General features: G+C 42.6%; 1 protein-coding gene. It reads right to left on the reverse strand.

Annotation, left to right across the window (positions count from 1 at the left end; all coding sequences use genetic code 11):
- Nucleotides 1-189: 189 nt before the first annotated feature.
- A partial coding sequence (locus ACYVL2_RS20120) for a thiaminase II/PqqC family protein (RefSeq protein ID WP_460546579.1) occupies nt 190-531 on the reverse strand: 342 nt, incomplete at its 5' end.

The raw sequence follows: 531 nt of genomic DNA on the forward strand, positions 1-531 counted from the left end.
CTCGCTGCGCTGCGGGATCTCAGTTTTCCCTCTCTTTCCCGCAGGAGTCGAGTGTCCTACGCTCCATTCCACCCTGTTTCCAACATTGTTTTCACAATCAACCAAAAAACCTGAACGATTAAAAGTTATAAACTCTCAATCGTTCAGGTTTATCATTGGCTGAATTACTTATGTCCCAGCCTCTGTTTGTTATGAGTGCACGATGGTTTGAGATAGAGGCCATTGCTCTTGTTTGTAGGCCATGTCCCAAAATAGATACTCAAGTTCGCAACTTTTGATAAAATGCTCTTTCATACGTCTACGTTCCTCAGCTGAAGCTTTTTCTGCTAACTCATCTAATTTGTCACAAAACCATTTTGTCGTTTCTTTCATTTCTCCATTGGTATAAAAGGAAATCCATTCGTAAAAAGGGTGATCCGGTGTTAAGTTCACTTCGCCTGCAATACGCTCGCCAATTTCAACGTATGTCCATGGACATGGCAGTAGCACAGCAATAATTTCACCTAGTGTCCCTGTATGTGCGACCGTCAT

It is taken from the genome of Glycomyces halotolerans (assembly GCF_054779575.1).